This is a genomic window from Ruegeria sp. HKCCA4633 (assembly GCF_013034605.1).
GTDB lineage: Bacteria > Pseudomonadota > Alphaproteobacteria > Rhodobacterales > Rhodobacteraceae > Ruegeria.
The window spans coordinates 444,222-467,091 of sequence record NZ_WQGJ01000001.1; the positions used below are offsets into that span (position 1 = coordinate 444,222).

Consider the following 22,870-nt stretch of genomic DNA (forward strand, 5'->3'; position numbering starts at 1 on the left):
CGCCCATCGGGCGACGGGGGCAGAGCCCCCTATTCCACGATTTCAGCCGTCTCGACGACGGCGTGCAACAGAACATCCGCCCCAGCCGAAGCCCATTCCTTGCTGATCTCTTCAGCCTCGTTATGGCTTAACCCGTCCACGCATGGGCACATGATCATCGCGGTCGGGGCCACGCGGTTGATCCAACAGGCGTCATGCCCCGCACCCGAGATGATATCCGTATGCGAATATCCCAACCGCTCGGCCGCGTTGCGTACGGCGGACACACAACTATCATCGAATTTCACCGGATCGAATCCACCAACTTTTTCGAATTCGATCTGCAAGCCCATGTCTTCCACAATGTCTTCGGCCGCCACCCGCAGACGGTTCTCCATGTCCGTGATCACATCCAATTCGGGCGAGCGGAAATCGACCGTGAACACTGCCTTTCCCGGGATCACGTTACGTGAGTTCGGATGGACATCGATATGACCAGCCGCTCCCACTGCGTGCGGCGCATGAGACCACGCGATCTCGTCCACTTTCTCGAGAATACGCGCCATCGCAAGGCCCGCGTTCTTACGCATCGGCATCGGGGTTGACCCGGTATGGGCATCCTTGCCGGTCACGGTGATTTGGGTCCAGCTCAGCCCTTGCCCGTGCGTGACAACGCCAATATCCTTGCCCTCGGCCTCCAATATCGGGCCCTGTTCGATATGCAGCTCAAAAAACGCATGCATTTTTCGCGCGCCGACTTCCTCATCGCCGCGCCAGCCAATGCGGTTCAGTTCATCCCCAAACTTTTTGCCCTCGGCATCCTCGCGATCATACGCCCAATCCTGCGTGTGCATTCCTGCAAACACGCCCGAAGACAGCATGGCGGGCGCATATCGCGTGCCTTCTTCATTGGTCCAGTTGGTCGCCACGATTGGATGCTTTGTTTTGATCCCAAGATCGTTGAGGGTCCTGATGATCTCGAGCCCCCCCAGAACACCCAAGACACCGTCATACTTCCCGCCGGTCGGCTGCGTATCCAGATGCGAACCGACATAGACCGGCAACGCGTCAGGGTCCGCCCCTTCACGGTGGGCGAACATGTTGCCCATCTGGTCCAAGCCCATGGAGCAACCAGCTTCCTCGCACCATTTCTGGAACAAAGCACGGCCTTCTGCGTCCTCATCCGTCAGGGTTTGGCGGTTGTTGCCACCGGCAACACCGGGGCCGATCTTGGCCATCTCTATCAGGCTGTCCCACAACCTGTCGCCATTGATCCTGAGATTCTGCGCCGGAGCTGCCATGTTCATCTTCCCTGTTTGCTTGCGATTTGGCTCGCTTTTGGTGTCTTGATTTGACCATCTGGTCAAACTCACGCTATCACGGGTTCGAGATCAGTCAAGAAATTGCGCGGCACAGCTTGAATTTTCACTGAATTCCGCGCCTATAGTCGAAAAAAGAGACACGCCGAAAACATGCCGAAAGACCGCGCACCGACTCGCATTCAGAAAAAGAACCGTGCTGCGATCCTCGAGGCCGCCCTGAACGTGTTTTCAGCCCACGGGTTTCGCGGATCGACCGTGGATCAGATTGCCGCCGAAGCCGGACTGAGCAAACCAAACCTGCTGTACTATTTCCCTTCGAAAGAGGCGATCCATACTGAACTGCTATCGGGTCTTCTGGAAACCTGGCTGGCCCCTTTGCACGATCTGGACGAGGATGGCGATCCGATGGAAGAAATCCTGGCCTATATTCGGCGCAAGTTGCAAATGAGTCAGGAGTTACCACGCGAAAGCCGCCTTTTTGCCAATGAACTGGTTCAGGGCGCGCCACGTATCCACGAGGCTTTGTCCAAGGATCTCAAGGAACTGGTTGACGAAAAAACCGTGATCCTGACGCGCTGGATGGATCAGGGCAAAATCGCGCGGGTGCACCCCTATCACCTGATGTTTTCGATTTGGGCGCTGACCCAGCACTACGCAGATTTCGAAGTTCAGGTGCGTGCGATCTTGGGGGAAGAGGATCCGTTTGAAGGGGCCGACCCTTTTGTGGACACCCTGTACCGAAAGCTTTTGACCCCTTGAAAAAAGGGGCCGCAAGAACGGCCCCTTGATGATCTTTCCAAATCGGTTCATTCGGCTGCCTTGGCCATCGGATTGTTCGGATGCGTCGTCCAGTTCGCATAGGTCGGCTGCACCTCTTTACCTGTGCGCGGATCTACCTCACCCGGTGCCATCGGCACCATCGAGATACAGTCTTCAACCGGGCAGACATCAACGCACAGGTTGCACGCCACGCATTCTTCGTCGATCACTTCGAACACGCGGTCCTCCGACATCGAAATCGCCTGGTGGCTGGTATCTTCACAAGCCGCATAGCAACGACCACATTTGATGCACTGGTCCTGGTCGATCTTCGCCTTGGCGATGTAATTCAGGTTCAGATACTGCCAGTCGGTGACATTGGGCACGGCTCGACCGATCACCTCGTCAATGCTGCTGTACCCTTTTTCATCCATCCATTCGGACAGACCGGCGGTCAGTTCGTCGATGATCTTGAAACCATAGGTCATCGCAGCGGTGCAAACCTGCACTGTGCCACAACCCAATGAGATGAACTCGGCCGCGTCGCGCCATGTGGTGACGCCGCCAATACCGGAAATCGGCAGGCCATGCGTGGCCTCGGCCCGCGCGATCTCGGACACCATCGACAGTGCAATCGGCTTCACCGCAGGGCCACAATAGCCACCATGGCTGCCCTTGCCGTCGATTGAGGGTTCGGGGCTGAACGTATCCAGGTTGACGCTTGTGATCGAGTTGATCGTGTTGATCAGCGACACCGCATCGGCGCCACCGTTCTTTGCCGCAGCTGCCGGTTTACGGATATCGGTGATGTTCGGCGTCAGCTTCACGATGACCGGGCGGTCGTAGTACTGCTTACACCAGCGTGTGACCATTTCGATGTATTCCGGCACTTGTCCCACAGCCGAGCCCATTCCGCGCTCGCTCATACCGTGCGGGCAGCCAAAGTTCAGTTCGATCCCATCCGCGCCGGTTTCGGCAACGCGCGGCAGGATGGCCTTCCATGCCTCCTCCTCGCAGGGCACCATGATCGAAGCGATCAGTGCGCGATCCGGGTAATCCGCTTTGACCCGCGCCATTTCTTCAAGGTTCACTTCCAATGGTCGGTCCGTGATCAATTCTATGTTGTTCAGGCCAAGCAACCGCCGATCCGCGCCGTATATCGCGCCATAGCGCGGGCCGTTCACGTTCACGACCGGAGGACCCTCGGCCCCCAGAGTTTTCCAGACAACACCGCCCCACCCGGCCTCGAAGGCGCGGCGGACGTTGTATTCCTTGTCGGTGGGCGGCGCAGAGGCCAGCCAATACGGGTTGGGGCTGGAAATGCCCAGAAAGTTTGTCGTCAGATCGGCCATGGCTTCTCCCTTCCCGGCTCAGCCGGATTTCTTGAAAATCATTTCGGTCGGGCGAATGCGCCCGGCTTTGAGGTTTGTGACGTAGTTTTGGAATTTCTCGGGCGCCGTCTCGCCCATCATTAGGTGGATCCCCAGCGGCGCGGGGCCGCTTTCAGCGATCTTGGCAAAGACATCTTCGAAGAACTGAAGCGCGAAATCGGTGCGGTCGGTTTCGGTCTCAAGTTCCAGCCCCGCCGCCACTGCTGCGTCTTTGTACACATCCGGCGCGTGCACGAACGAAGTCTCCGGCAAAGTGGACCAAGGGAGTGGGAAAGCCAGCGGCTCGTCCACGTCTCCGCCCATAACATCGAACAAGGCAAAAGTTCCGCCCGTGGCCAGCACCCGCGACACTTCAGCAAACAGTCCGGCCTTGTCTTCGATGTTCATGCCCACATGCATCATGACTGCAAGGTTAAAACCCGCATCCGGCACAGGCATGTCCAAGGCACTGCCCACATGAAAAGTGGCCTTTTCCGAATGCCCGACCAGATCGCTCAACACGGTGGCCGTTTCCACAAATTCAGGCGTCAGATCGACCCCGGTTACCGACGAGTCAAAACGATCCACGATATAACGCGAGGTGCCACCTATACCGCACCCCACATCCAGAACGCGGGTTGCATGGGTCGGCGACAATTGAGCAAACAGGTTATCGGTCGCCAGAACACCGCCCGTGTGGAACTCATCCCCTGCCTTCAGATCAGCAACGGTGGCCGCGTCCGGGTCAATACCGCTGGCCTCAAGCGCCGCGCGGACGCGTTCGGTCAGGGCACCGGTGGTGTAGTGTTGAGCAACAGCTTGTTCGATCTGGGACATGAGAATACCTCAGCAGCGAAAGGAATGGGGTGAATACCCCACCCTATCACGAAACGAGTGTCGCGTGGATGTCCATCGCTGCATCCCGCCCTTCGGCAACCGCTGTCACGGTCAGGTCTTCACCCCCCGCCGCACAGTCCCCACCAGCCCAGACACCCGGCATTGAGGTGCGTCCAGCCCCGCTGACAGCAATCTTATTGCCGTCCAGCGTCATCCCTTCAGGCGCGCCATCCAGCGTCTGACCGATGGCTTTGAGCACCTGATCTGCTGGTAGGCGGATTGTCTCGCCGGTTCCAGTGAGTTGACCGTTCTGGCTGGAGGTATATTCCAGTTCGATCTCAGCAGCAGTTCCGTTTCCATGCACGGCAACCGGCTGCACATTGGTCAGGATCCGAACGCCGTGCGAGGCGGCAAGGTCCTGTTCATACCGGCTGGCGCCCATGGCGTCGCGGCCCCGGCGGTAGGCAATGGTGACATGTTCCGCGCCCAGCAACTTGGATTTCACAGCAGCATCTACCGCTGTCATGCCGCCGCCAATGACGACAACGTTGCGACCAACGGGCAGGTTTACCAGTTCATCTGCCTGCCGCACATCCGAGATGAAATCAACGGCAGCACGAACGCCATCCTTTTCAACACCGCCTGCGCGCAGGGCGTTCACCCCAGCCAGGCCGATGGATAGGAACACCGCGTCGTAATTCTCAAGCAGGCCATCCAGCGAGACACTGTCGCCCAGCACCGATCCGGTCTCGATCGCAATCCCGCCGATTTTCAGCAGCCAATCCACCTCGGCCTGCGCAAAATCATTGGTCGATTTATAAGCGGCGATCCCATATTCGTTCAAACCGCCCGGCTTGGGCTTGCTTTCGTGGATCACCACGTCATGGCCCAGCATGGCTAGACGGTGGGCGCAAGCCAGCCCTGCAGGCCCTGCCCCGATAACAGCAACAGTCTTGCCCGTAGGCGCCGCCCGTTCGAACGGGTGCGCGCCAGAGGCCATGATGTCATCGGTCGCAAAACGTTGCAGTCTACCGATCTCAACCGGCTTGCCTTCTGCAGCCTCGCGCACACAGGCTTCTTCACAGAGGGTTTCGGTTGGACAGACCCGAGCGCACATGCCGCCCAGAATATTCTGTTCCAGAATGGTCCGCCCTGCCGATTGTGGCTGCCCCGCCTGAATTTGGCGAATGAACAACGGAATATCGATATCCGTCGGACAGGCTGTCACGCATGGTGCGTCATAGCAGAAATAGCATCGATCAGCGGCAACGGCGGCCTCATGCGGGGCCAGTGGCGGATGCAGATCGGTGAAATTCGAGGTCAGCTCATCGCTGGAAAGCCGCCCAGCGACGATGCCGGGTGCCATCTGGCCCTGTGCCATCACTCTACTCCCTGTAGATATGTTTGTTATGACCTCAGCTTGCCACAAAAAAATTTTTTATCAATTGGTAAAATTTATCAAAAGGTCAAAAAAGTGAAAAACCCGGGCAAAAAGCCGGTTTTCCTCCGGCTTTGTGTAATTTTGAGACTAAGAAACCTCAGTCATTGTGATGAGATGATCGGACTCGGTCCCAACCCGCGCGCCGCGATGGCCGGCGCTTGCGTACCAGGCGGTAAGTGCAACCGATCCATTTCTCGAATATCTCGTCCTTTTCGGTTGATCTGCCGTCAATGACAAAGGCCTTTGTGCCTTGGTCAGCGCTCAATTCAGCTGTTTCACATGACCACCTTGAAAAAATGAGATTACCCGGCAGTGCATTCAGCTTTCGGCTTTTGACGGTTCGGGTCAGGTGTTGTACTCCGGGACGAAGGGTGCCGGATCGCGCACACATCAGGAACGGGCGCAGATGCAGGCAAATACACAGAAATTTAACATTGCTGTTGTCGGACAAAATAATCGCCTGCAATACGAAGCCCTGCTGTTTGCCGCATCATTGCGGCACAGCTCGCCGCGATTTGAAGGCAAACTGTTTATTGCCACGCCCAATTCGGGACCACGTTGGAACCAGAACCCCAGCATTCAGGACGAAGACGTTCTCAAAGCGCTGACGCAATTGGATGCCGAAGTTCTTCCCTTTGATTCGCATGTCTTTGGCGAAAGCTACCCATACGGCAACAAGATCGAGGCCCTTTTGGCCTTGCCCGAAAATGAGCCCTTTGTGTTCTTTGACACCGACACGCTGATCACCGGTGACATCACAACTGTACCCTTTGACTTCGACCGTCCTGGCGCATCGTTGAAGGTTGAGGGGACATGGCCAAAACCAACGCTCTACGGCCCCGGCCTCGACGGCATCTGGCGGGCGCTATATCAGCGGTTCGGGCTGGATTTTGAAAGCTCAATATATGTCAGCCAACCCCATGATTACTGGCGGCGGTATCTGTATTTCAACGCAGGCTATTTCTTTTACAAATGCCCGAGGGTTTTTGGTGAACGCTATCTGGACTATGCCAAAGCGATCCGAGATGAACACATACCCGAACTGACGGGCCAAAACCTTGATCCATGGCTGGATCAAGCTGCCCTTCCGCTTGTGATACATTCATTCGGCGGAGGTCGGGATGCGCTGCCCGAAGGCCTGCTTGATGGCTCTGTCAGTTGTCACTACCGCTTGTTCCCACTGCTCTACGCCCGCGAAAGTGATCATGTGATCGACGTTCTGGAGGCCGTTGTGGCTCCGAACAAGGTCAAGAAGGTCCTCAAACAGTATGACCCGCTGAAAAAGTTGGTCCTGCAAGGGAAAGGCGCAAGAATCCGGGCTCTGTTTGATCAGGACAATCTTCCGCGGCGCGAACAGGCCATTCGCAACACGATCAAAAGCAAAGGGTTGTGGCTGCGCTGACAGGATCGTTGTGCGCAAGCGCGCATTCACCTAAAGATTCAGCAACACAAGTTCCAACAGGAGATTTTCAAGATGTCTGACGGCCCCACCTACGGTTTCGACACGCTGCAGATTCACGCGGGCGCCCGCCCCGACCCGGCGACCGGAGCGCGCCAGACACCGATCTATCAGACCACGGCCTATGTCTTTCGCGACGCCGACCATGCGGCGGCACTGTTCAACCTACAAGAAGTGGGCTTTATCTATTCGCGCCTGACCAACCCAACCGTCGCGGTGTTGCAGGAACGCGTGGCCACGCTTGAGGGCGGTGTTGGGGCCGTGTGCTGCTCATCTGGTCACGCGGCACAGATCATGGCGCTGTTCCCCTTGATGGGACCGGGCTGCAACGTTGTCGCCTCAACCCGTTTGTACGGTGGAACGGTCACGCAATTCAGCCAAACCATTAAACGCTTTGGCTGGTCAGCCAAGTTTGTCGATACAGATGATCTGGACGCGGTGAAGGACGCAATCGACGAAAACACCCGTGCTGTATTCTGCGAATCCATTGCCAACCCAGGCGGTTATGTCACCGATATCCGTGCCTTGGCGGACGTTGCTGATGCAGCTGGCATTCCGCTGATCGTCGACAACACCTCGGCCACGCCCTACCTGTGCCGTCCCATTGAACACGGTGCGACACTGGTTGTGCACTCGACCACCAAGTATCTGACCGGCAACGGAACTGTCACCGGTGGGTGCGTCGTGGATTCGGGCAAGTTCGATTGGTCGGCAAATGACAAGTTCCCCTCGCTCAGCGAACCGGAGCTGGCCTATCACGGGCTGAAGTTCCACGAAACCTTTGGTCCGTTGGCATTCACCTTCCATGGTATTGCCATCGGTCTGCGCGATCTGGGCATGACAATGAACCCGCAAGCCGCGCATTATACGCTGATGGGGATCGAAACCCTATCGCTGCGCATGGAACGCCACGTTGAGAACGCCCAGAAGATCGCGGCCTGGCTGGAAGCGGATGACCGCGTGGAATATGTCACCTATGCGGGTCTGCCCTCGTCTCCATATCACGACCGGGTCAAATCGCAGTACAATCGCGGTGCCGGTGCGCTGTTCACCTTTGCCGTCAAAGGTGGCTATGACGCCTGCATCAAACTGGTCAACGCGCTCGAGATTTTCAGCCACGTGGCCAACCTGGGCGATGCACGCTCGTTGATTATCCACTCGGCCTCGACCACCCACCGTCAGCTGACCCCGGAACAGCAAGAAGCCGCTGGCGCAGGTCCGGGTGTTGTGCGCGTGTCCATCGGAATCGAAGATGCTAACGACCTGATCGCCGATCTTGATCAAGCTCTGGCTAAGGCAAGCGCCTGACGATGGCCGGGCATGACACTAACGACCTTGGCCAGCCCATCGGCCTGCCGGTTTCGGGCGAGTTTCCGCGCCCGACCCCGCCGTACACTCCGATGGAAGGACGGTACTGTTCTGTCGTGCCTTTGGACGTGAACAGGCATGCGCCCGGACTTTTCCGGGCGTTTGCCAATGACAGGGATGGTCGAAATTGGACGTACCTGCCCTATGGCCCGTTTGACAGTGAGGCAAAGTTCGAAGACTGGGCGCGCACCAACTGCATGGATGCGGACCCGATGTTTCACACCGTTCTGGACGGCGAAGGCGTACCGGTCGGCATGGCCTCATACCTGCGGATCGAGCCCGCTGCAGGCGCAATTGAGGTGGGGCATATCCACTTCTCACCTCTGCTTCAGCGCAAACCACAATCCACCGAAGTCATGTATCTGATGATGAAGCGGGTGTTCGATGAATTGGGCTATCGCCGCTATGAATGGAAATGCGACGCACTCAATGCGCCATCGTGCCGTGCGGCAGAGCGGCTGGGCTTTAGCTTTGAAGGGATTTTCAGGCAAGCGACCCATTACAAAGGACGCAACCGTGATACTGCGTGGTATTCGACTATTGATAGCGAATGGCCGCGCATTCGGGATGCGTTCGAAGCCTGGCTTTCACCGGACAATTTCGATGCAGCGGGCCAACAACGCAAACCGCTGATGGCCCGTGCGAAGGCACTATCTTAGTCCGAAATCTCGAATTCCATCGAGACACTGACCGAGACTGAAACCTCTCCGCCTGCAACAGGGACCCCGCCCGCATCAGCCATGCTCATGGCGCGCATCTCGGCCATCGGGCGGACACCAGCCACACGTTCCGAGATTGTCTGGACCGCGCCAAGCGTGACACCGGCCGCCTGCGCCAACTGCTCGGCCTTGGCGGTGGCTTCTCCTACGGCTTGCGCACGGGCCTGCGCCTCAAGCGGTTTGGGATCCTGCACACCAAAGCTCAGCCCGCCGAAATCATTGGCACCGTCCTGAATGACCACATCCATGATCGTCCCCAACTGTGTCAGATCGCGAACCCGCACAAAAACCCGGTTCGACGCGGTGAACCCTGTAATTTCGTGCTTTTCGCCATTCTGCCCATGCCGTCCCGACCAAACTGGTGACAGCGACAAATCTCGGGTTTGAACGTCCCGGTCTTCGATGCCCATATCGGCCAGCCGCGCAAGGACTTTGGCAACCGCGTCCGAGGTCGCCTGCATGGCCGCCCCGGCCTCGGCATTTTCGTTTGTTACACCCAAGGTAATCGTCGCCATATCCGGCGCGATTTGCACCGTCCCGCTGGCGTCCACGGTGATGCGACGTTCTTCCGCATGGGCTGCGCCTGCGGCTGTTGCCGCCATCATCGCGGCCAGAAAAGCGAATGTCTTCAAGGTTATCACTCCAATTTGTTCTACTTTAAGATGGGTTAGCGGACCGTCGCCATACAAGAGCAGACCCAGCCTTTTTCTTTCCCTCGGCGGGTTCCTGCTTTAATGTCGGTCTGCGAATGCAAAGTCGTTTGCATTGACGATGATAATTATGGTTCCTCCGGATTATGAAACCCGCCTTTGCGCTTTCTTTTTCTACAACCGGAATAACTCTGCATCACCAATCGGATGACGATTGGTATGTTGTCGGCTCGATTCCGCTGGATGCTGAGGACCTGCCCGAACAAATGCAGGCGTTGCGGGAAAAGGCCTTTGCGCTGGAAAACGATCTGAGTTGCAAAGTCGTATTGCCAGCAGATCAGGTGCGCTTTCTGGACGTCGAAACCGGAGAGTTACCGCCCGACGAGCGAGAGGCACGTATTGAGGCTGCATTGGCCGATTCGACCCCGTATGCCCTGTCTGATCTCAGCTACGACAGCCAAACAATCGGCAGCACAAGCCATATCGCTGTTGTCGCCAATGAGACTTTGACCGAAGCGCGAAGCTTTACCGCAGGCCATGGATTTGTGCCGACACTGTTCAGCGCCGAAGAAAGCGCTGGGTCTTTCCCGCGTGAGCCAGTGTTTACAGAGCAACCTGATCAGCCGCATGCAACACTGACCTCAGAGCCCGATGAAGCGGATTCGCACGATGAGGCAGACACCCCCGGCCTGCCCGCTAATCCTATTGCGGGCACAGTTGCGCCGGAAACATTTCGAGCGCCTGACACGTCCCCCGCAGCACATGCCACCTCAAGCCCTGCCTCCAAGCGGTATGCCATTCCAGCTTTTGCTGCCGTAGTTCTTCTGAGCGGAGCTTTTGGCGCATGGTTGGCTTCTGGACCCACGGATCAACCAGAGCAGGCTGAACTGAGTCCTACTGCACCGGAAGTCTCATCGTCCGAGGCCCCTCCTGAGCCGGAGCCAGAGATCGCGGTCGTCCAGCCAGAACAAACCTTCCTTCCTGAATCGTCAGAGGAAACGTCCGAGCAGGCTGAGCTGAATTCAGATGCACCGGACCCCGAGGTCGCCCCTGAGCCAGACCCTGAGGTGGCAGCTGTCGACGCCCAGCAAAACACGCCCCCCGAACCACCAGCGGAGGAGGCTGAGGCACAGCCAGAGTTGTCACCTACGGACGCGGCGATCCTTGAGGCGCTCAAGGTTGCTCCGACACCGGTCGAACCCATTGCTCAAGACCCCGACGCCCCAAAGGAAATCCTTGCCGAGACTGGCATTGACGTATCACCCCCCGCACCTCTGCAAGAACCGGAAATCGCTGAGCATGAAGACCTGTACCTGACATCCATCGACAAGTCTGATCTGTCCACAGATGCTGTCGCGTTACCACCCGCATCAAGTTTCGACACGGACGAACCATTTCAGAGCGACGATTTACCCAGTGTTGCAGGCTCACGTTTCGATCTGGATGACCGGGGACTTGTTGTTCCCACACCCGAAGGCGCGTTGAATCCCGAAGGGATCACTGTGTACCTGGGCCGCCCTTCCAAAGCGCCGCCTCAGGCACCGCTGCGGTTCGAAGAAGAACCTGTTGTTGAAGAAGTTGATCAACGGCTGGCTGGTTTGCGCCCCAAACCGCGCCCCGGCGACATTGAAGAGACCTTCGAACGTCAGCAACTGGGCGGCCAATCGCTGGCGGAACTTGCCGGAAAACGACCCAAAGCGCGCCCTGCAGGCCTGGAAGCCCCAGGAGAGGTCGAAGTTCCTGTTTCCGAGCTGGCCATTATGCGCGTTCCCCGACCTAAGCCGCGACCGGCTGGACTGGTTGCTGCCAGACCGACCGTCGCGAAGCCGTCCACTCTGGCATCAACAGCGGCACTTGTTGAAAACTCTGACGACGCAGAATCTTTTCAACCCAAGACCGTGGCACCCAAGATACCTTCGACCGCATCAGTCGCCCGGCAGGCTACTATCGACAACGCCATCAATCTGCGCAGGCTGAACCTGATTGGCGTTTATGGCACGCCTGCCAACCGCCGTGCCTTGGTCCGCCTGCCCAGTGGCCGGTACAAGAAACTGAAGGTTGGAGACCGCATCGACGGTGGCAAGGTCATCGCCATAAGCGATAGCGAACTGCGGTATCAGAAAAAAGGCCGTAACGTGACGCTTTCGATGCCCCGCAGTTGAGCGTCAAAACGCCGGAGATTACCCCGGCGTTTCGCGTAAGTTTCAGGCTGCAGAGATCTCGCCACTTTCGATCTGCTCGCGTTCGATGGATTCGAACAGAGCCTGGAAATTGCCTTCACCAAAACCGTCATCCCCTTTGCGCTGGATGAACTCAAAGAAGATCGGGCCGATCACGGTCTTTGAGAAGATCTGAAGCAGAATGCGGGTCTCACCGCCGTCCACAACCCCTTCACCGTCGATCAGGATGCCGTGCTTCATCATGCGATCAAGCGGTTCGTCATGATCCGTCACACGATCTTTCGACATCTCGTAATAGCCCCGGTTGGGTCCGGGCATGAATTTCAAACCATTCTCGGCAATCGCGTCGGTTGAGGCATAGATGTCCTCGCTGCCCACAGCGATGTGTTGAATCCCTTCGCCCTTGTACTTCTTGAGGTACGACACGATCTGCCCGGTCTCACCCCGGTCTTCGTTGATCGGAATTCGGATGCGACCGCAGGGTGATGTCAATGCGCGGCTGAACAGCCCCGTGAACTTGCCCTGAATGTCGAAGAAACGAATTTCACGGAAGTTGAACAAGTCACCATAGAACTTGAACCACTTGTCCATGTTACCCTTGTAGACATTGTGGGTCAGGTGATCGAGATAATAGAACCCTTCGCCACGCGGCTTGGATTCCTTGATCCACTCGAATTCCTGATTGTAGGGCGAAGTGTCGTAATACTGGTCGATGAAATAGATCAGCGATCCACCAATGCCCTTGATAGCAGGAACATCCATCGTTTTGTCATCTGCGTCATAGGGCTCGGCCCCTTTTGAAACAGCGTGTTCATATGCTTTTTGCGCGTCGACCACGCGCCACCCCATCGCCGGGGCGCAAGGGCCGTGTTCGGCCACGAACTTGTCCGCAAAACTCTCTGGATCAGCATTCAGGATATAGGTGACATCCCCCTGCTGCCAGAGTTCGACCAGCGGCTTGTCCTTGTGCCGGGCCACCAGATCGAACCCCATCTTGGCGAACAGATCGCGCAGTTCTTGCGGTTCGGGATGGGCAAATTCAACGAATTCAAACCCGTCGGTTCCGGCGGGGTTTTCTTCACTGATCACTGATTTCGGGGCGTTGTGCGGGAAAGGACCCATGGCGCGTCTCCTTTGAAGACAGGAAGTTTTTTTGCTGATTCAAAAATATGACTTTCCAGACGCTGTTTCTGCGCATTGTTTTCGTGTAAAATCAAAGTAGACGCGTAAAACGCGCATGAATCGCAAAAAATTCGGGATTCCTCCGCACGTGCTGGATGCTACTGACAAACGTCTTCTATCTGCCTTGCAAAAGGACGCACATCTGACCGCGCACCAACTGGGTGAAATGCTGAATCTCTCACCCAGCCAGGCAGGTCGACGCCGACAACGGCTTGAGGCCGAGGGCTATATAACAGGTTATGCCGCCCGGCTCGATCCGCTGAAACTTGGCTTGCAGGTTCAAGGCTTTGTTCAGGTTCATCTGGGTACACATGGCCCCGAACAATCCCAGAGCTTTGCCCGCATGGTCGATACCCGCCCCGAAATTACCAGCGCCTGGACGATGACAGGAGAGGCAGATTACCTGCTGCACGTCTATTGCGACGATCTTTCCGCCCTCAACAGCTTGCTCCATCAGGTCATCCTGCCGCATCCTGCTGTTGCCCGTGTCCAAAGCCAGATAGTGATGGACCAACTAAAACGCGACGCCCCCCTGCCCACCTGAACGGGCTCACGAGGAGACTCATGGACGATTTTCTATACCAGGCTTCGATCTATCTGGCTGCGGCTGTGATTGCGGTGCCTCTGTCCGCAAGGCTGGGGCTTGGGTCGGTGCTGGGCTATTTGGCCGCCGGGATTATCATTGGACCGATGCTGGGGCTGGTCGGGGCCGAAACGGAAAACCTTCAACATGTCGCCGAGTTTGGTGTTGTGATGATGCTGTTCCTGATCGGGCTGGAGCTTGAACCTCGTGCCCTTTGGGACATGCGCGACCGATTGTTGGGTCTTGGGGGGCTACAGGTCTTTCTTTCAACCGCGGTGATTGCTGCGGTGGCGATGTATGCAAACCACCCGTGGTCCGTTGCGTTGGCCGTTGGGTTGACCCTGTCGCTGTCGTCGACCGCTATCGTCCTTCAGACCTTGTCTGAAAAAGGTCTGATGCAGACAAATGGTGGTCGCGCGACGTTTTCGGTGCTTTTGACGCAAGACATCGCAGTCATTCCAATATTGGCCATGCTTCCGTTGCTCGCCCTACCTGCGATGCCTCACATCGAAGCAGACGGTTCGATTGATCGGGGGGCGGGTGATCTGCATGACGCGGGTCATCACAGTCTGTCCTTGGTTGAAGGATTGCCGGGCTGGGCTGTCACACTGGTCACGATTGGCGCAATTGCTTTTGTCATTTTGGCAGGCGTCTATCTTACCCGACCTCTCTTTCGATTTATACACGCGACGCGCCTGCGCGAAATGTACACCGCTCTGGCGCTTATGATTGTGGTCGGTATTTCTTTCCTGATGACGCTTGTTGGGCTGTCGCCCGCTTTAGGCGCGTTTCTGGCGGGTGTCGTGCTGGCCAGCTCAGAGTTTCGCCATGAAATGGAAAGCGACCTTGAACCGTTCAAAGGGCTGTTTCTTGGGCTGTTCTTTATCACGGTTGGGGCCGGGATCGACGTTGCCTATTTCTTCGATGACCCGCTTGACCTGATCGGCTTGGCACTGCTTGTGATCCTTGCAAAAGGCATCATCCTGTTTCTGGTCGGTAGAGCCTTTAAGCTGCGAGGCCGAGATCATTGGCTGTTCACATTGGGGTTGGCACAAGCCGGTGAATTTGGTTTCGTTCTGCTGGCCTTTTCGACGCAGCAGAACGTTATCCCGCCTGACCTGTCACAGAAACTGCTGATGATCATTGCCCTGACGATGCTGATCACCCCGCTTCTGTTCATCATCTATGACCTTCTGTCCCGAAAAATAAGCGATACGTCCAAAGAGCCTGAACCTGATGAGATCGACGAAAAAGGCCCAGTGATCATTGCTGGCATTGGCCGGTTTGGTCAGATCGTGAACCGGCTGGTGCGGGCCAGCGGCTTTAAAACGGTGGTTCTGGACCATGATATCGAAACCGTCCAGCTGATGCGCCGGTTTGGTGTAAAAGGCTTTTTGGGCGATCCGACGCGTCCTGAACTGTTGCGCGCTGCGGGGTTGGAAAAAGCCTCGGTCCTCGTGGCGGCGATGGATGACCACAAGCAAGTCACGCGACTAGTCAGTTATGCCAGACGACAGCGCCCTGACCTGCACATCATCGCCCGCGCCCGCGACCGGACCCACGTGTACGAGCTGTACCAAGCTGGTGCCAACGACATCGTGCGCGAACTGTTCGACAGCTCGTTGCGCGCAGGCCGTTATGTACTGGAGAATATAGGGCTGAGTGAGTATGAGGCCGCGCAAGCTGAACAGACCTTTTACCACCACGACAGGACGTCTGTTCGTGATTTGGCTGAATTGTGGGTTCCTGGCCTGCCAACAGCCGAAAACAAGAAATACATCGAGCGCGCTCAGAAACTGGAAAAGGATCTGGAAACTGCGCTGCTCGAACTGGCGGAAGAACACGCCAAGAAATCTGCCTGACCCAAAACCCCGATTGGGTCAGGCAAGTCATTACCCGTCGGATACCCCAGCCTCGGCAAAGGTGGCCATACCTGAATGGCAGGCCACGGCGCTTTTGAGGATGTTGATCGCCAATGCCCCGCCAGATCCTTCGCCCAGCCGAAGACCAAGGCTTAACAGCGGGTCTTTGCCCAGCCTAGACAATACGGCACCATGTGCCGCTTCCGCGCTTTGGTGCCCCGCGACAGCGTGATCCAGCGCGCTAGGCGACAGCTTCCAAAGGCACGCCGCAGCAGCAGAGCAGATGAACCCATCCAGAATGACCGGAATGCGCAACACGCGCGCGGCGGCAATCGCCCCGGCCATCGCGGCAATCTCACGCCCTCCAAGGCAGCGCAGAATCTCCAGGCCATCTTCTGACGCATGTTTCGCGACGCCCTCTGCTACGACACGGGTTTTATTGGCCAGCCCTGCATCGTCGACACCGGTGCCACGCCCGGTCCAATCCTCGGCATCCCCACCAAACAGTGCGCAGGCGATAGCCGCTGCTGGAGTGGTGTTGCCAATACCCATCTCGCCCACAACCAGCAGATCGGCCTTCGGATCAACGGCCTGCCAACCGGTACGCAAGGCACTCAGCAGATCTTCTTCGCTCATGGCCGGGGCCTGGGTGAAGTCCACAGTGGGTCTGTCCAGCTCAAGTGCATGCACATTCATTGTCGCGCCTGCTGCCTTGGCCAGCTGATTGATCGCCGCGCCGCCATGTTCAAAGTTCATAACCATCTGGACGGTCACTTCCGGCGGAAAGGCCGATACGCCCTGTGCCGTAACACCATGATTTCCGGCAAAGACGATGACCTGTGGTGCGGTAATTTGCGGGCGGGCATCCCCACGCCAACCCGCATACCAGATCGCCAAATCCTCAAGCCGACCCAACGCGCCGGGCGGTTTAGTCAGTTGTCCGTTACGCTCACCCGCGCCATGCACCGCAGCGGCATCCGGACCCGGAGCTGCAGCTAGTGCAGCACGGAACGCATTCAAATCATTCAGTTCAGGCAACATAAAAGCCTCATTGCATCAGAGTGGTGCAGTGTGTTTAACCGAAGCACCGAAACCGACAAGACCCCGAAAGGCACGGGCGTGCATAAAAACGACACGAAACCCTTTTCTCTGCGGGATATTCGGCTGGCGCTGGTCCTTCTCACCCGCCTGCCCCTGCCGCGTTTGCCGGATCCAGTGTTTTCTCGGCAAGCTCAGGCAACCTGGGCCTTTCCGATTGTCGGTCTGCTGGTTGCAGGACTCGCATGCCTTGTGGGCTGGGGCGCGCTGGCGCTGGGTTTACCTGTTCTGGCGGCGGCCGGTCTTTTACTGGCCACGCTGATCGCAACAACCGGGGCGATGCACGAGGATGGCCTGGCGGACACGTTCGACGGCCTGTGGGGCGGGTTCACCCGCGACCGCCGGTTGGAGATCATGAAGGACAGTCATATTGGGACTTTCGGCGTGCTTGCCCTGATCGTGTCTCAGCTGGTTCGAATATCGGCTATCGCTGCTTTGCTGACGGCTGATGCGGTGGGCGCAGTTTTAGCCGCCAGCATTGTCTCGCGGGCGTTGATGCCTGCAGTGATGGCTGGATTACCTCATGCCCGCAAATCGGGCCTGAGCCATTCCGTCGGAAAACCCCAGACGATTTCCGTCATCGCTGCACTTGTTCTGGCGGTGGCACTCGCCCTGCTTCTTATGGGTGTGGATGCAATACCTGCGATGGGTTTTGCGGCATCCAGCGCAGCAGTTTTGGCCGTCATTGCCAAGAAAAAGATCGGCGGCCAGACCGGCGATATTCTTGGGGCCACGCAATTGGTGTCCGAGATAACCTTTCTGCTGGTCTGCGCCGCGCTAGTTTAAGACGCACCCCCGGTTTCGATGCGCAAAGTGCCGCCGCAGTGTTTGCAATGCACAGCGTCCGGGTCATGTCGGAATAAGCCGCAGCTTGGGCATTTGTGGCGAACCTTTTGAGGCATGAAAATCGCCTGCGCCAACCGGACAAAAAGCGCCACACCCACCACCATGATAAAAACCGAGAACAGCTTACCCCCTGGCGTAGGCAAGGTGATATCGCCGAACCCGGTGGTCGTAAGGGTCGCCATGGTGAAATAGAGTGCGTCAATATAGGGCGTTTGCGAATCTGCGGGAATAAAGAACACCAGAACGGCGGTCGAAGTTGCGAAGACAAAAACCATCAGGTTGATGGCGGCGATCACCGCGTCTTCGTGGGTGCGGAAGAAATTGCTGTCGCGTCGTAAGTCCCGCAGCAGGTGGTAGGAATGGATCAATCGCAAGGCGCGTAGAATCCGCAAAAACGCAAGGTTACCCGTCAGGAACGGATCAAGCACCAGAGAGACGATAACAACGATATCCGCCAGCGTGTAAATCTGGCGCAGCAGCTTCCAACGGTCCTTGGCGATCCAAAGCCGCGCTGAGAAATCCAAAAAAATCACAAAGCCAATCAGCAGGCTTGCGACCGTGACGCCCGACCCCTGAGGAAAATGAGCGGTGGCGACAAAGAAGATGATCGACACAATGTCGAAAAGGATCAGACCATAACGAAACCAGACCGAAATCGGGTCGTGCCCGATATACAGGTATTTCAGCGTCTGCTTCATATCCATCCTGTATCATGCTGCATACACAGTGAAATTAACGACAGTTGTGCAAATCACCAAGCCACGAAAAAGGCCGCCCCAATTAGAGCGGCCTTAGTCACGATTCTCTTGCAATCAGGCGGCGCGCGAGGTCAGGACTTCGTCTACCTGCTTGGCGGCGGAAACCTCGCCAGCACCGGACACGGCTGCAACCTCACGTGTCAGGCGTTCCAGAGCAGCTTCGTAAAGCTGACGCTCGGAATAGCTCTGCTCGCGTTGATCGTCGGTGCGATGCAAATCGCGGACAACTTCGGCAATCGAGATCAGGTCGCCCGAGTTGATTTTCTGTTCATATTCCTGGGCGCGGCGGGACCACATGGCGCGTTTTACCTTGGCCTTGCCCTTCAATGTCTTCATCGCCTGGCTGATGACATCTGGCGAGCTGAGCGACCGCAAACCGGATTCGGTTGCTTTGTTGGTCGGCACCCGCAGTGTCATTTTGTCTTTCTCAAATGAGATGACGAACAACTCGAGCGAGAAACCCGCAACTTCCTGCTCCTCAATCGAGATGATCTGACCCACGCCATGGGCGGGATAGACAACATAGTCGTTGGGGCGGAACTCAAGCTTTTTCGACTTTGTCATTCAGTTTTTTCCTTGCTTACGGACCGGGACACAGACAACAAAAGCACCACGTGCCGGGACTGTCTCAGCCCCGTCAGGCGGCGTTTCTGTTATAAATTCAGTACTCCAAAGCGAGCATACTTACGGAGCGCATCCCAATCTCGGTCATCATATGAAAACTGAGTATATCACAAAAATACGACACCCGAAAGTTTACCCAAAGGAAAATATTCGAATTACCTGCGCGCACAATGCTTTATTTCAAGATCTTCGCGCTGTGCCGTGCGCTTTCTTCGCGAATCGCTTAGCCGCCTTCGCCAGGTGCTTCAGAGAAATACTTCTCCATCTTACCCTCTTCACCGTCGCGCTCTTCAGCGTCGGGAAGCGGGTCTTTCTTTGTAACAATCACCGGCCACTGTTCCGAGAACTTGCGATTGAACTCAACCCATTGCTCCATTCCCGGCTCAGTATCCGGGCGGATTGCGTCTGCCGGGCATTCCGGTTCACAAACACCACAGTCGATGCATTCGTCCGGGTGAATAACCAATGTATTCTCACCTTCATAGAAACAGTCCACCGGGCACACTTCGACGCAGTCTGTGTATTTGCAGGCGATACAGTTTTCGGTGACAACATAGGTCATGAGCGGATTCCCGTTTGCGGTTCGTTCGACTAGCTAATTCAGTCTGGCCCGCTCTTCAAGATGGGATCAGCGATCTTCTGTGCGAGAAAGATCAAGAGCGCGCCGATCCTTCTTGGTTGGACGACCTTTTCCTTCGAACCCCGGATTTTTAGGAGGCACGTCCTGTTTTTCCGTCATATCGAAGTACAGCGTTTGCGCCTCGGGGGCCGGACCGCGGCGTTCGCCCAGTTTTTCTACACGCACAACCCGCACGATACGGCCCTGGGGAAAGGTCAGAACGTCTCCGGATGCCACGGCTTGCGCCGGTTTGAGCACCCGGTTTCCGTTCAATCGGACATGGCCGCCACTGACCTGCTTGGCTGCCAGGCTACGGGTCTTGAAGAACCGCGCCTGCCACAACCATTTGTCGATCCGCAGCTTGGCCTCGGCCATCTTGTGTCAGTTGCCGTCTTTCAAACCCATAAGCGCCGCAGCGAATGGGTTGTCGGGATCAATGGCCTTTTCCTTTTTCGGAGGCCGTGACGAGAAGGTCTTGGCACCCTGAGGTTTGCCGCCCTTCTTGCCGTGCGGCTTGCCGCGACCGTCCTGGGGTTTGCCACGGGGCTTGCCTTTGCCCTGCCCCTGCTCGCGGCGCGGGCCACGGTTTTGCTGGCGTTGACGGCCCCAGGTGAAGGTATAGAAAACCTCAACCTCGGGCTCATCCGGTGCGGCGTCAGGCGCTGGTGCCTCGGCTGCCGCCTCGGTGCTTGTCGCGGCCTCGTCTGATGCCTCGGCGGGTGCTGCAACCTCGTCGGTTGCAACTTCTGCAGTTGGCGTTTCTTGCGCGCTGGCTTGATCAGAAGACTCAGTCGCAGATGTTTCCACCGGCGCCTGTTTGAGTTTTTCGCGCTCGCCACGCTCGGCCTTGTAGCCCAGGCCCTGCATCAGGTCTGCGAATTGTTCCAACGTCATGCCGGTGATCGACAGCATGTCCGGCTTGGCTTCGAACCCTCCCCGGCTGTCTTCGGCACGCAGCATGTCAGCCAGACGTTCCAACATGTCGATCCGGATCGAACGTTCGCCCGCATCGCGGTAGCCGCACATAGTGTCATAGCCCTGCGGCGCGTCCTTGGCGACGGGCACAGTGACCAGACCCGGAGGCGGCGCTTCGGGGAATTCCTGCAAACCGCTGGACAAGCCCCACAGCACCAGACGCAGGCGTGTTGGCGCGGGTTTCAGCAGCAGCGGCATGAAGATCGTGAATTGGCCAAACCGGATGCCATGCTTGCGCAGCGCGCCACGGGCATCCTGATCCAAATCCTTGACCTCTTGCGCGACTTGACCGCGTGGCAGAACGCCCAAGGCTTCTACCATGCGAAAGGCAAAGCCCTTCGCCAGTCCCGTCAGTTCTTCGTCGCGCGACAAGTTCAGCAGCGGCTCGAACAGCGCAGCGACCTTGCGGTCGATGAAATGCTGCAACCGGCGCTGCACTTTCTGTTCGACATCCGGCCCTGCGGCCTCATCCACAAAAACCTCGACCATTGGCTTGAGAGGCTCTGCCCCGGCAACCAGCTTGCCGACGGCGTATTCGCCCCACATCAGGCCACCCTGATCCGTGAAATCAATTTCGGTATCGGGCGCATTGTAGAAGCGATCGGCGCGCAGATGGAATTGCGGCGCGAGTGCTTGCAAAGAAGCCGATTTCAAAGCTTTTGCCTCGGTCCCTTGCGCGCTTTTGTCCGGTGTAAACCGGAACCCTTCCAGACGACCGACGAATTCGCCTTCGACGGTCACTTCACCCTTGTCATTTACTTCGGCCAAAAGGGCCTCCTTCTGTTTGAGCCGGCGCAGCAAAACAGATGTACGCCGGTCCACAAATCTTTGAGTCAAACGATCATGCAACGCGTCTGACAGTCTGTCTTCTACAGTGCGTGTTTCGTCACGCCAATGCGATTCGTCACGGACCCAGCCGTTTCGTTGCGCAACATATGTCCAAGTGCGAATATATGCCAACCTTTTGGACAACGTATCAATGTCACCCTGGGTCTGGTCGATACGGCGAATCTGCCGCGCCATAAAATCATCCGGGATCGATCCGCGCTCGTGCAGGTGACCATAGATCACTTCAAGCAAGCTGGCGTGTTCTGCGTGGCTGATGCCGCGAAAATCGGGGATTCGGCACACGTCCCACAACAAACGGATGGATTGCGGATCGCTGGCGCGGGCTACGACCTCGGTCACTTGCGAAAGAGATTTGAGCGCGTTCAGGTCATCCGCAGGGCGCGCTTTGATCAGATGCTCATCATTTGGGCTGACCTCAAGCGAAGTGATCAGCGCGTCGATGGAGCCGAACCGCAAGGCGGCATTCCGCCAGTTCAGCTTTTTCATCGGCGTAAAGCGGCTGTCCATGATGGCCTGCGCCACACCTTCGTCCAGCGGCGGGGCCTCGCCCGTCACACCAAAGGTGCCATCAGACATCCCGCGACCGGCCCGGCCCGCAATCTGCGCCAGTTCATTCGGGGCCAGTGGGCGCATCCGGCGGCCATCAAATTTGGTCAGAGATGAAAACGCGACATGATTCACATCCAGGTTCAGCCCCATCCCAATGGCGTCGGTGGCAACCAGATAATCGACTTCGCCGTTTTGATAGAGGTCAACCTGAGCATTCCGCGTTCGTGGGCTGAGCGCCCCCATTACAACGGCCGCCCCCCCTTTCTGACGGCGCAGCAATTCCGCGATGGCATAAACATTGTCGACCGAAAATCCGACAATGGCGCTGCGTGCAGGCATCCGGCTGATCTTCTTTGACCCAGAATAGACCAGTTGAGACATCCGTTCGCGCCTTACGAATTGCACTTCGGGAACAAGCGCCGCGATGGGGCCGCGCATAGTGTCAGAGCCTAGGAAAAGCGTCTCGTTCGTGCCACGGGATCGCAGCAGACGATCTGTAAAGACGTGGCCGCGTTCGGGATCGGCACAAAGTTGGATTTCGTCGATCGCAACGAAATCTGCCCCCATGCCTTCAGGCATGGCCTCGACCGTGCAGACCCAATACTGGGTGCGCGGCGGCACGATGCGCTCTTCACCCGTTACCAAGGCCACAACCGACGGGCCACGAATGGCAACGATCTTATCATAGACTTCGCGCGCCAGCAGACGCAGCGGCAAACCAATCACGCCGGTGCGGTATCCCAGCATCCGTTCGATTGCGTAGTGGGTTTTACCTGTGTTTGTCGGGCCCAATACGGCCACTACTCGGGATGACCCGCTCACCATTGCCCCCTGCCCCAGA

General features: G+C 57.2%; 20 protein-coding genes. 8 read left to right on the plus strand and 12 right to left on the minus strand.

Annotated features, from left to right (window positions below; all coding sequences use genetic code 11):
* Window positions 1-29 precede the first annotated feature (29 nt).
* The gene (locus GOV85_RS02210; RefSeq protein WP_171174591.1) at window positions 30-1,280 is read right to left on the minus strand and encodes a Zn-dependent hydrolase; all 1,251 of its coding nucleotides are present in this window, start codon (window positions 1,278-1,280) and stop codon (window positions 30-32) included.
* Window positions 1,281-1,451: 171 nt separating this feature from the next.
* On the opposite strand from GOV85_RS02210, the gene GOV85_RS02215 reads away from it, so the two are divergent.
* Window positions 1,452-2,060: a TetR family transcriptional regulator C-terminal domain-containing protein gene (locus tag GOV85_RS02215; RefSeq protein WP_171174593.1), complete on the plus strand. Its 609-nt coding sequence runs from the start codon at window positions 1,452-1,454 to the stop codon at window positions 2,058-2,060.
* Window positions 2,061-2,107: 47 nt separating this feature from the next.
* Here the strand turns inward: GOV85_RS02215 and preA are convergent, their stop codons facing one another.
* Genes preA through GOV85_RS02230 form a run of 3 tightly spaced genes read right to left on the minus strand, consistent with a single transcriptional unit; the run spans window position 2,108 to window position 5,648 of the window.
* Window positions 2,108-3,412, minus strand: coding sequence for an NAD-dependent dihydropyrimidine dehydrogenase subunit PreA (preA, locus tag GOV85_RS02220; protein ID WP_171174595.1), 1,305 nt, complete (start codon window positions 3,410-3,412; stop codon window positions 2,108-2,110).
* 18 nt (window positions 3,413-3,430) lie between these two features.
* Entirely contained in the window at window positions 3,431-4,267 is an 837-nt protein-coding gene (locus GOV85_RS02225) for a methyltransferase domain-containing protein (protein WP_171174597.1), read from the minus strand.
* A 46-nt stretch (window positions 4,268-4,313) separates the two neighbouring features.
* Window positions 4,314-5,648 carry an NAD(P)-dependent oxidoreductase gene (locus GOV85_RS02230; RefSeq protein WP_171174599.1) on the minus strand — a complete coding sequence of 445 codons (1,335 nt, stop codon included), beginning with the start codon at window positions 5,646-5,648 and terminating at the stop codon, window positions 4,314-4,316.
* Window positions 5,649-6,114: 466 nt separating this feature from the next.
* On the opposite strand from GOV85_RS02230, the gene GOV85_RS02235 reads away from it, so the two are divergent.
* The 3 genes from GOV85_RS02235 to GOV85_RS02245 all read left to right on the plus strand — a co-directional run bounded on the left by GOV85_RS02235 (window position 6,115) and on the right by GOV85_RS02245 (window position 9,194).
* Entirely contained in the window at window positions 6,115-7,110 is a 996-nt protein-coding gene (locus tag GOV85_RS02235) for a hypothetical protein (RefSeq protein WP_171174601.1), read from the plus strand.
* A 72-nt stretch (window positions 7,111-7,182) separates the two neighbouring features.
* Window positions 7,183-8,475, plus strand: a complete 1,293-nt coding sequence (locus GOV85_RS02240; RefSeq protein WP_171174604.1) for an O-acetylhomoserine aminocarboxypropyltransferase/cysteine synthase family protein — start codon at window positions 7,183-7,185, stop codon at window positions 8,473-8,475.
* Window positions 8,476-8,477: 2 nt separating this feature from the next.
* Window positions 8,478-9,194: a GNAT family N-acetyltransferase gene (locus tag GOV85_RS02245; RefSeq protein WP_171174605.1), complete on the plus strand. Its 717-nt coding sequence runs from the start codon at window positions 8,478-8,480 to the stop codon at window positions 9,192-9,194.
* Here the strand turns inward: GOV85_RS02245 and GOV85_RS02250 are convergent.
* Window positions 9,191-9,895 (minus strand): SIMPL domain-containing protein, encoded by a 705-nt coding sequence (locus GOV85_RS02250; protein WP_371810780.1) that lies wholly within the window; start codon window positions 9,893-9,895, stop codon window positions 9,191-9,193. The genes GOV85_RS02245 and GOV85_RS02250 overlap by 4 nt on opposite strands.
* 155 nt (window positions 9,896-10,050) lie before the next feature.
* On the opposite strand from GOV85_RS02250, the gene GOV85_RS02255 reads away from it, so the two are divergent.
* The gene (locus tag GOV85_RS02255; protein ID WP_171174609.1) at window positions 10,051-12,066 is read left to right on the plus strand and encodes a hypothetical protein; all 2,016 of its coding nucleotides are present in this window, start codon (window positions 10,051-10,053) and stop codon (window positions 12,064-12,066) included.
* Between the two features lie 42 nt (window positions 12,067-12,108).
* On the opposite strand, the gene hppD is transcribed toward GOV85_RS02255, so the two are convergent.
* Entirely contained in the window at window positions 12,109-13,206 is a 1,098-nt protein-coding gene (gene hppD, locus GOV85_RS02260; protein WP_171174612.1) for a 4-hydroxyphenylpyruvate dioxygenase, read from the minus strand.
* A gap of 148 nt (window positions 13,207-13,354) precedes the next feature.
* On the opposite strand from hppD, the gene GOV85_RS02265 reads away from it, so the two are divergent.
* Window positions 13,355-13,810, plus strand: coding sequence for an Lrp/AsnC family transcriptional regulator (locus GOV85_RS02265; protein WP_171091132.1), 456 nt, complete (start codon window positions 13,355-13,357; stop codon window positions 13,808-13,810).
* A 20-nt stretch (window positions 13,811-13,830) separates the two neighbouring features.
* Entirely contained in the window at window positions 13,831-15,711 is a 1,881-nt protein-coding gene (locus tag GOV85_RS02270) for a monovalent cation:proton antiporter-2 (CPA2) family protein (protein ID WP_171174614.1), read from the plus strand.
* A 30-nt stretch (window positions 15,712-15,741) separates the two neighbouring features.
* On the opposite strand, the gene cobT is transcribed toward GOV85_RS02270, so the two are convergent.
* Complete coding sequence (cobT, locus tag GOV85_RS02275; protein ID WP_171174616.1) at window positions 15,742-16,752, minus strand: nicotinate-nucleotide--dimethylbenzimidazole phosphoribosyltransferase; 1,011 nt, start codon at window positions 16,750-16,752, stop codon at window positions 15,742-15,744.
* Window positions 16,753-16,830: 78 nt separating this feature from the next.
* On the opposite strand from cobT, the gene cobS reads away from it, so the two are divergent.
* Window positions 16,831-17,595, plus strand: coding sequence for an adenosylcobinamide-GDP ribazoletransferase (gene cobS / locus GOV85_RS02280; protein WP_171174618.1), 765 nt, complete (start codon window positions 16,831-16,833; stop codon window positions 17,593-17,595).
* On the opposite strand, the gene GOV85_RS02285 is transcribed toward cobS, so the two are convergent.
* The 5 genes from GOV85_RS02285 to GOV85_RS02305 form a co-directional block, all read right to left on the minus strand.
* Entirely contained in the window at window positions 17,592-18,353 is a 762-nt protein-coding gene (locus GOV85_RS02285; protein ID WP_171174620.1) for an ion channel, read from the minus strand. The genes cobS and GOV85_RS02285 overlap by 4 nt on opposite strands.
* A 114-nt stretch (window positions 18,354-18,467) precedes the next feature.
* Window positions 18,468-18,977, minus strand: a complete 510-nt coding sequence (locus GOV85_RS02290; RefSeq protein WP_171089457.1) for a CarD family transcriptional regulator — start codon at window positions 18,975-18,977, stop codon at window positions 18,468-18,470.
* 283 nt (window positions 18,978-19,260) lie between these two features.
* Window positions 19,261-19,599, minus strand: coding sequence for a ferredoxin FdxA (fdxA, locus tag GOV85_RS02295; RefSeq protein ID WP_074735041.1), 339 nt, complete (start codon window positions 19,597-19,599; stop codon window positions 19,261-19,263).
* A gap of 66 nt (window positions 19,600-19,665) precedes the next feature.
* On the minus strand, window positions 19,666-20,031 hold the full coding sequence (locus tag GOV85_RS02300; protein ID WP_171174622.1) for an RNA-binding S4 domain-containing protein: 366 nt from the start codon (window positions 20,029-20,031) through the stop codon (window positions 19,666-19,668).
* Window positions 20,032-20,037: 6 nt separating this feature from the next.
* Window positions 20,038-22,854: a DEAD/DEAH box helicase gene (locus tag GOV85_RS02305; protein WP_216598996.1), complete on the minus strand. Its 2,817-nt coding sequence runs from the start codon at window positions 22,852-22,854 to the stop codon at window positions 20,038-20,040.
* Window positions 22,855-22,870 lie beyond the last annotated feature (16 nt).